The sequence below is a fragment of the Pseudonocardia sp. McavD-2-B genome (assembly GCF_024124365.1).
Classification (GTDB): Bacteria; Actinomycetota; Actinomycetes; order Mycobacteriales; family Pseudonocardiaceae; genus Pseudonocardia; species Pseudonocardia alni.
The window spans coordinates 1-6,454 of record NZ_JAMXSG010000304.1; the positions used below are offsets into that span (position 1 = coordinate 1).

A 6,454-nucleotide genomic window follows, 5' to 3' on the forward strand; every position below is an offset into this window, starting at 1 on the left:
CCGGGTCGGCCCCCACCGCGCGCAGCAGGTTCGCGGTGCGCCGGGCCAGGTCCGGTGGCGGGTCCCCGCGCTCGGCGGTGTCGGCCAGCAGCGGCCAGCGGTCCGGGTGGCCGACGAGGTGGTCGCCCAGCGCCGTCGACGACCCCAGAGTCGCCAACAGCCGCCCCCGCAGCCCGCGGTCGGTGCGCAGCGCGCGGTCGATCGCGGGCCACGGAGCGGTCTGCGCCAGCCGCTCGACCGCCCGCAGGGCGAGGGACTGGTCGGGGCTGCGGGCCAGCGCCCACATGATCTCCTCGCAGCCGGGCGCCGGCCCGTCGGTCGCCCACCAGCCCAGACCGCGCAGGGTCGTGGCCGCGTCCTCACCGGTGAGGCCGAGCCGGGCGAGCGAGGTCCCCGTGCGACGGTCCATGACCGGTGATCCTGCCCCATCGCGGGCCGCCCTTCCCTCAGGGGCGTCCAGCGGTCAGGCTCGGGCCATGCACGTCGTGATCGTCGGTGGGGGTATCGGAGGACTGACCGCGGCACTGGCCCTCGAGCGGGCCGGGATCGGGTCCACCGTCCTGGAGCAGGGGTCCGGCGCGGGCGAGCTCGGTGTCGGATTCAACCTGCTGCCGCACGCCGTGCGGGTGCTCGACGGGCTCGGACTGTCCGCGGAGCTGGCCGACGTCGGCATCGCGACCACCGACCTCACCTACGCCCACCGGCTCGGGCAGCCGATCCTGCGCAGACCCTGCGGGGTGGCGGCCGGCTTCGCGTTCCCGCAGGTCGCCGGGCACCGCGGACGGGTGCACCGGATGCTCACCGAGGCCGTGCGCGCACGGCTGGGCCCCGACGCGATCCGCACCCGGCACCGGTTCGCCGGCGTCGAGCACTCCGACGGGGGTGTCCGGGTCCGCTTCGCCGACGACGCCCTGCCGGAGGCGACCGGCGACGTGCTGGTCGGCGCGGACGGGATCCACTCCGCGGTGCGGGCGGGCCTGTTCCCGGGCGAGGGACCGCCGCACTGGAACGGGGTGTCGATGTGGCGCGGCGCGACGGACTGGCCGGCGTTCCGCGGGGGCCGCTCGATGGTCGTCGCGGGCGGGAACGCCGCCAAGCTGGTGGTCTATCCGGTCGGCGCCGGCAGCGCGCCGGGGACGGTCCTCACGAACTGGGCGGTGTGCATCGCGACCGGCGCCGACGGCGACCCCGCCCCGCAGCGCCAGGACTGGTCACGGCCCGCCGACCGCGACGAGACCCTCTCCCACGCCCGCCGCTTCCACCTCGACGACGTCGACCACCTCGCGCTGGTCGCCGCGACACCGGAGATCTTCGAGTTCCCGATGTGCGACCGGGACCCGCTGCCCCGCTGGTCGCACGGGCGGGTCACCCTGCTCGGCGACGCCGCGCACCCGATGGTCCCGATGGGCTCCAACGGCGCCGGGCAGGCGATCCTCGACGCCGAGTCGCTCGCCCGCCACCTGGCCGCGGGCGGCGCCCCGGCGGCGGCGCTGGCCGCCTACGAGGCCGAACGGCTGCCGATGACCGCCGACGTCGTGCTCCGCAACCGCGTGGGCGGCCCGGAACGGGTCATCGACGAGGTCGAGCGCCGCGCCCCCGACGGCTTCGACGACCTCGACGCGGTGATCACCGGCGAGGAGATCGAGGAGATCTTCGCCGGCTACCACCGCGCGTCGGGCAACACCCGCTAGTCGGCGCCGGGGACGCTGCCCGGCGGCAGGAAGTCGACGTCGTGCAACGCCGACTGCCGCACGACCTCGGCCGGGTCGGTCAGATCGTGCAGCCGGTCGAACAGCGACGCCAGCCGCCCGGCCGGGCTGACCCAGAACAGCGCGCGGGCGTTGCCCTGTTCCTTGTTGTAGTAGGCGTGCGGCAGGCCCTTGGGCATGAGGACGGTGTCGCCCGGCCCGGCCTTCTCCCACTGCCCGTCCAGGTAGAGCGTGAACACGCCGTCGAGGACGTGGATGTGCTCGTCCTGGGTCAGGTGCACGTGCGGCGGGACACCCGTGCCGGGCGGGTCGAGGGTCTCGAAGGCGAAGCTGGTCTCGCTGACCGCCTTCGCCCAGTAGGTGTGGCCCAGCACGTTCCACACCCGCTGGTACTGGCCCTCACCGGCCCGCGTGATGCCCTTCGGCAGCGGGCCCAGGATGATCTCGTCCGAGAAGTCGGTCACAGCACGGGAAGATACGTCGCGAGCTCGTGCGGCGTCACGTTCCGGCGGTAGGCGTCCCACTCGGCCCGCTTGTTCCGCAGGAAGAAGTCGAACACGTGCTCGCCGAGGTACTCGGCGACGAGCTCGCTCTTCTCCATGACGTCGAGGGCCTCGGTGAGGTTCTGCGGGAGCAGCTCGTAGCCCAGCGCCCGGCGCTCGGTGTCGGTCAGGGCCCACACGTCGTCCTCGGTGGGCGGGGGCAGCTCGTAGCCCTTCTGGATGCCGGTGAGGCCGGCACCCAGGATGACCGCGTAGGCGAGGTAGGGGTTGCACGCGGAGTCCAGCGTGCGGACCTCCACCCGCCGCGACGACGACTTGCCCGGCGAGTACATCGGGACCCGGACCAGCGCGGAGCGGTTCGCGTGGCCCCAGGACACCGCGGTCGGGGCCTCGCCGCCGGTGATGAGGCGCTTGTAGGAGTTGACCCACTGGTTGGTGACCGCGGTGATCTCCCGGGCGTGCTTGAGCACGCCGGCGACGAACGCCTTGCCGGTCGCGGACAGCTCGTAGGGGTCGTCCGGGTCGTGGAAGGCGTTGTGGTCGCCCTCGAACAGCGAGAAGTGCGTGTGCATGGCCGAGCCGGGGTGCTCGGAGAACGGCTTGGGCATGAACGAGGCCCGCACGCCCTGGGTGAGCGCGACCTCCTTCACGACGTAGCGGAACGTCATGAGGTTGTCGGCCATGGTCAGGGCGTCGGCGTAGCGCAGGTCGATCTCCTGCTGGCCGGGGCCGCCCTCGTGGTGGGAGAACTCCACCGAGATGCCCATCGACTCCAGCGTCTCGATGGTGTTGCGCCGGAAGTGCGGGGCGACGTCGTGGCTGGCCTGGTCGAAGTAGCCGCCGGAGTCCGCCGGGACGGGCCGGGTGCCGTCGCCGGGCAGGTCGCGCAGCAGGTAGAACTCGATCTCCGGGTGCACGTAGCAGGTGAACCCGGCCTCGCCCGCCTTGTTCAGCGCGCGGGTCAGCACGTGCCGCGGGTCGGCCCAGGACGGCGACCCGTCGGGCATGGCGATGTCGCAGAACATCCGCGCCGAGTAGTGCTCGCCCGAGGCGGTCTCCCAGGGCAGCACCTGGAACGTCGACGGGTCGGGCTTGGCGACCATGTCGGACTCGTAGACGCGGGCGAAGCCCTCGATGGCCGAGCCGTCGAAGCCGATGCCCTCGGCGAAGGCGCCCTCCAGCTCGGCCGGGGCCACCGCCACCGACTTGAGGTATCCGAGCACGTCCGTGAACCAGAGACGGACGAAACGGATGTCGCGTTCCTCGAGCGTGCGGAGCACGAACTCCTGCTGGCGGTCCATGCGGCGGAGCCTAGGAACCCCGTGTTACGCGGACGTTACCGGGGTGTGCGGGCGACCCGGTCGTGGTCGCCCGCACACCCCCGACGACGGCCCTCAGCTCGGCGCGAGCGTGCACTCCGCGCCCTGCGGCGGGAGCGTGAGGTTCACCAGATAGTCGATCGCGAGCGTGTCGGTGCACGCGTCACCCTGCAGCGACGCGGTGTGCTGGTTGCCGTTGACCGTGATCAGGCTGCCGTTCAGCTGCTGGGCCAGGTCGACCCCGGCCTGGTACGGCGTGGCCGGGTCACCGGTGACCGACACCACGACGACCGGCGGGAGCCCGTCGACCTGGGGCGTGTGCGGCTCGCTGGTGGGCGGGACCGGCCAGAACGCGCACGCGTCGCGGGCACCGACCGGGCCGCGGCCGGTGGAGCGGAACGGGGCGGCCTCGTCGGCCCGCGTCGCCAGCTCCAGGGCCTCCGACGGCTCCTTCAGCGCCGGCTGGTTCACACAGCTGATCGACTGGAAGGCCTGCAGCATGTTCGAGTAGCGGCCCTGGTCGTCGCGCTCGTGGTAGAGGTCGGCCAGGCGCATCAGCAGGTCGCCGTTGCCGTTCGCGACCTGCGAGATCCCCTGCTGCAGCGCAGGCCACAGCTGGGAGACGTAGAGCGCCTGGCTGACGCCGGTCTGGGCGTCGGAGAAGCTCAGGACGCGCCCGTCGCTGACCTTCGCGGGCGTGTCGATCAGTGGCCGCATCACCGTCTGGAACGCCTGGGTCGCCGTCGCCGGGTCGGTGCCCAGCGGACAGCCGGGGCGGCTGGTGCAGTCCTCGGCGAAGTTGTCGAACGCGAGCTGGAACCCGGCGTTCTGCTTGACCGTGGAGTCGATGGTCGACTGCGTCGGGTCGATCGCGCCGTCGAGCAGCAGCGCGCGGACGTTCTGCGGGAACGCCTCGGCGTAGGCGGTGCCGAGCTCGGTGCCGTAGGAGAAGCCGGCGTAGGTCATCTTCTGGTCGCCGACGGCGGCCCGCATGACGTCCATGTCCTTCGCGACGTCACGGGTGCCGACGTTCGCCAGCACGTCGGCCCCGGTGCGCTGGGTGCAGCGCTCGGCGAACTGACGGCTGTCGGCCTCGGCGGCGGCGACCCCGGCGGGCGAGGGGTCGGCGAAGACCTTGGTGCGCTCCTCGTCGTTCTCGGCGTCGGTGAGGCACTGGATCCGCGGCCGGCTGGCGCCGGTGCCGCGCGGGTCGAACCCGACCAGGTCGAACCGGTCCCCCAGGCCGTTGGTGGCCCAGGTGGCGGCCTGGCGCGCGACGAACGAGGTGCCCGAGGCGCCGGGGCCGCCCGGGTCGGCGAACAGCGAGCCGATCTTGGCGCCGGTCGCCTTCTTGCGCAGCAGCGCGATCTGCATCGTCTTCCCGTCGCCGGGCCGGGCGTAGTCCTGCGGGACGGTCACCCGGGTGCAGTCGAACTGCGGGTCGGCGTAGGTCTGCGCGTCGTCCGCGGTGGGGGCGTAGTCGTTGCAGGGGCCCCACTGCAGCTGCTGGTCGTAGAACTGCGCCAGCTCCGGCGGGTTCTGCGCGGCCTGCGGCTGGTCACCGGTGCCCGCGTCGGCGCACGCGCCGACCAGTACGAGGGTCGCCGCGCCGAGCACGGCGAGCGCGGCCGGACGCGTCCGCCGGCGGGCCGGGGCCGGTGTCTCTCGTCGGTGGGCACGTCGTCGCAACAGCCGAGGGAGCATGACCGTGAGCATGCCACCGACCCCCGACGGTGACCGGTCGCGGGTCACGGCCCGGGTGAGGGTGCCCACACCACGGGGCGGTCCGGGCCCGTGCGCTGCCACCCTGGCGTCCGCCATCGACGGCGAACCCGGGGACCCCCGACCAGCGTGAGCCTCGAGGACGGAAGGAGCTCACCGGTGAGCACACAGGAGAGCGGAGAGGTGGCGGCCCCGTACCGGGCGCCCGCGACCCCGCCGAAGCGGACCCGCGTCCACCACCTGCTGCAGTGGAAGCAGGAGGGCCGGCGCTGGCCCATGCTGACCGCCTACGACGTCTACTCCGCCGAGATCTTCGACGACGCCGGTATCCCGGTGCTGCTCGTCGGCGACTCCGCGGGCAACAACGTGTTCGGCCACGACAACACCATCCCGGTCACGGTCGACGACCTGGTCCCGCTGACCCGGGCCGTGGTGCGCGGCTCCCGCAGCGCGCTCGTCGTCGCCGACCTGCCGTTCGGCAGCTACCAGATCTCCCCCGCGCAGGCGCAGGAGACGGCGTTCCGGTTCATGAAGGAGGGTGGGGCGCACGCGGTCAAGCTCGAGGGCGGTGCGCGCTTCGCGCCGCAGGTCGAGGCGCTCACCGCGTCCGGCGTGCCGGTGATGGGCCACCTCGGGTTCACCCCGCAGAGCGAGCACGCGCTGGGCGGGTTCCGCATCCAGGGCCGCGGCGACGCCGCCGACCGGCTCGTCGAGGACGCGCTGGCCGTGCAGGAGGCGGGCGCGTTCGCCGTCGTGCTGGAGATGGTGCCCGCCGACGTCGCCAAGCGGGTGACCGGGGAGCTGCGCATCCCGACCGTCGGCATCGGCGCCGGGCCCGACTGCGACGCCCAGGTCCTCGTCTGGTCGGACATGGCCGGGATGAACCGCGGGAAGGTGCCGCGCTTCGTCAAGAAGTACGCGGAGCTCGGCTCGGCCCTGCACGACGCGGCGGCCGCGTTCGCCGCCGACGTGGCGCACGGCGAGTACCCCGCCGAGGAGCACAGCTACCGGTGAGCCGGGCCGGGCCCCGGCGCGCGTCGCCGGGGCCCGGTCGGCCGGGTGGGACCGGTTCAGCCTGCGCCGTGCGTCGTCGGGTGCCCCAGCCCCGGGATGCCGCCGCCCGCGCGGTGGCGGGCCAGCATGCGGTCCGCGGGGGTCTCACGGCGCGCCAGCCGCCGGGCCAGCGACGCCAGCCGCGCGC

At 73.6% G+C, this 6,454-nt stretch carries 5 protein-coding genes and 1 pseudogene; 2 read left to right on the plus strand and 4 right to left on the minus strand.

Annotation, left to right across the window (positions count from 1 at the left end; translation table 11 throughout):
- Positions 1–409, minus strand: a pseudogene (locus NH602_RS26605) (bifunctional [glutamine synthetase] adenylyltransferase/[glutamine synthetase]-adenylyl-L-tyrosine phosphorylase); the annotation flags it as partial.
- Positions 410–476: 67 nt separating this feature from the next.
- On the opposite strand from NH602_RS26605, the gene NH602_RS26610 reads away from it, so the two are divergent.
- Positions 477–1,691: an FAD-dependent monooxygenase gene (locus NH602_RS26610; protein WP_253069214.1), complete on the plus strand. Its 1,215-nt coding sequence runs from the start codon at positions 477–479 to the stop codon at positions 1,689–1,691.
- Here NH602_RS26610 and NH602_RS26615 read toward each other — a convergent pair.
- From NH602_RS26615 to NH602_RS26625, 3 genes are all read right to left on the minus strand, one after another.
- Positions 1,688–2,173 carry a cupin domain-containing protein gene (locus NH602_RS26615; RefSeq protein WP_208622936.1) on the minus strand — a complete coding sequence of 162 codons (486 nt, stop codon included), beginning with the start codon at positions 2,171–2,173 and terminating at the stop codon, positions 1,688–1,690. The genes NH602_RS26610 and NH602_RS26615 overlap by 4 nt on opposite strands.
- Positions 2,170–3,513, minus strand: a complete 1,344-nt coding sequence (gene glnA, locus NH602_RS26620; RefSeq protein ID WP_073574178.1) for a type I glutamate--ammonia ligase — start codon at positions 3,511–3,513, stop codon at positions 2,170–2,172. Before glnA ends, NH602_RS26615 begins: the two co-directional genes overlap by 4 nt.
- A gap of 93 nt (positions 3,514–3,606) precedes the next feature.
- Positions 3,607–5,235, minus strand: a complete 1,629-nt coding sequence (locus NH602_RS26625; RefSeq protein WP_083658099.1) for an alpha/beta hydrolase — start codon at positions 5,233–5,235, stop codon at positions 3,607–3,609.
- A gap of 177 nt (positions 5,236–5,412) precedes the next feature.
- On the opposite strand from NH602_RS26625, the gene panB reads away from it, so the two are divergent.
- Positions 5,413–6,267, plus strand: coding sequence for a 3-methyl-2-oxobutanoate hydroxymethyltransferase (gene panB, locus NH602_RS26630; RefSeq protein WP_073574179.1), 855 nt, complete (start codon positions 5,413–5,415; stop codon positions 6,265–6,267).
- Positions 6,268–6,454: the final 187 nt, after the last annotated feature.

Bases quoted from the DNA above. Each gene is read 5' to 3' on its own strand.
- NH602_RS26625 (WP_083658099.1), bottom strand. From the start codon at position 5,235: ATGCTCCCTCGGCTGTTGCGACGACGTGCCCACCGACGAGAGACACCG.
- NH602_RS26610 (WP_253069214.1), top strand. From the start codon at position 477: ATGCACGTCGTGATCGTCGGTGGGGGTATCGGAGGACTGACCGCGGCA.
- glnA (WP_073574178.1), bottom strand. From the start codon at position 3,513: ATGGACCGCCAGCAGGAGTTCGTGCTCCGCACGCTCGAGGAACGCGAC.